Source organism: Shewanella kaireitica, assembly GCF_023284045.1.
GTDB lineage: Bacteria > Pseudomonadota > Gammaproteobacteria > Enterobacterales > Shewanellaceae > Shewanella > Shewanella kaireitica.
Genome location: NZ_JAKIKQ010000039.1, coordinates 1 through 1,818, shown reverse-complemented (window position 1 = coordinate 1,818; position 1,818 = coordinate 1). Strand labels below are relative to the sequence as shown.

Genomic DNA, 1,818 nt, shown 5'->3' with positions numbered 1-1,818 from the left:
GAGTTAAAAATTCTAATTTTGGCGAAAGTAGAAACCATTAGTTACGATACGACTGTTTTAAGCTTACCCGCTTGAAACAACGGATATCTCTCATAGAGACTTATTTGGGTTGTATGGTTAAGTGACTAAGCGTATATGGTGGATGCCTTGGCAGTCAGAGGCGATGAAGGACGTAGTAACTTGCGAAAAGCGTTGGCGAGCTAGTAACAAGCATTTGAGCTAACGATGTCCGAATGGGGAAACCCACATGCATAAGCATGTATCTTTAACTGAATTCATAGGTTAAAGAGGCAAACCCGGGGAACTGAAACATCTAAGTACCCGGAGGAAAAGAAATCAACCGAGATTCCCCTAGTAGCGGCGAGCGAACGGGGATTAGCCCTTAAGCGTAGAGGGTGTTAGTGGAATGTGTTGGAAAGCACAGCGGCACAGGGTGATAGCCCCGTACATGAAAACTAACTTTACGTGAAAACGAGTAGGACGGGACACGTGACATCTTGTCTGAACATGGGGGGACCATCCTCCAAGGCTAAATACTCCTGACTGACCGATAGTGAACCAGTACCGTGAGGGAAAGGCGAAAAGAACCCCTGTGAGGGGAGTGAAATAGAACCTGAAACCGTATACGTACAAGCAGTGGGAGCGGTTCTTGAGACCGTGACTGCGTACCTTTTGTATAATGGGTCAGCGACTTACATTTTGTAGCGAGGTTAAGCGAATAGCGGAGCCGTAGGGAAACCGAGTGTTAACTGCGCGTTTAGTTGCAAGGTGTAGACCCGAAACCCGGTGATCTAGCCATGGGCAGGTTGAAGGTTGAGTAACATCAACTGGAGGACCGAACCGACTTATGTTGAAAAATGAGCGGATGACTTGTGGCTGGGGGTGAAAGGCCAATCAAACCGGGAGATATCTGGTTCTCCTCGAAAGCTATTTAGGTAGCGCCTCGTACGAATACCATTGGGGGTAGAGCACTGTTAAGGCTAGGGGGTCATCCCGACTTACCAACCCTTTGCAAACTCCGAATACCAATGAGTACTATACGGGAGACACACGGCGGGTGCTAACGTCCGTCGTGAAAAGGGAAACAACCCAGACCATCAGCTAAGGTCCCAAAGTTATTGCTAAGTGGGAAACGATGTGGGAAGGCTTAGACAGCTAGGATGTTGGCTTAGAAGCAGCCATCATTTAAAGAAAGCGTAATAGCTCACTAGTCGAGTCGGCCTGCGCGGAAGATTTAACGGGGCTAAGCAATACACCGAAGCTATGGGTACTAGATTTATCTAGTGCGGTAGAGGAGCGTTCTGTAAGCCGTTGAAGGTGAAGGGGTAACCCACACTGGAGGTATCAGAAGTGCGAATGCTGACATGAGTAACGATAAAGGGAGTGAAAAACTCCCTCGCCGAAAGACCAAGGGTTCCTGTCCAATGTTAATCAGGGCAGGGTGAGTCGACCCCTAAGGCGAGGCCGAAAGGCGTAGTCGATGGGAAACAGGTTAATATTCCTGTACTTCTGCTAACTGCGATGGAGAGACGGAGAAGGCTAGGCTAGCGCGGCGTTGGTTGTCCGCGTTTAAGGCTGTAGGCTGTGTACTTAGGCAAATCCGGGTACACACTAGGCTGAGAGTTGATGACGAGGTCCTAAGGGACTGAAGTAGTTGATGCCATGCTTCCAGGAAAATCTTCTAAGCTTCAGGTTAGTAGGAATCGTACCCCAAACCGACACAGGTGGTTGGGTAGAGAATACCAAGGCGCTTGAGAGAACTCGGCTGAAGGAACTAGGCAAAATGGTACCGTAACTTCGGGAGAAGGTACGCTGCCG

Annotated in this window: 1 rRNA gene; it reads left to right on the top strand. The window is 49.0% G+C overall.

Going from position 1 to position 1,818, the window contains the following annotated elements:
* Positions 1-115: 115 nt before the first annotated feature.
* Positions 116-1,818: ribosomal RNA gene (locus L2730_RS21855) — 23S ribosomal RNA — on the top strand; the annotation flags it as partial.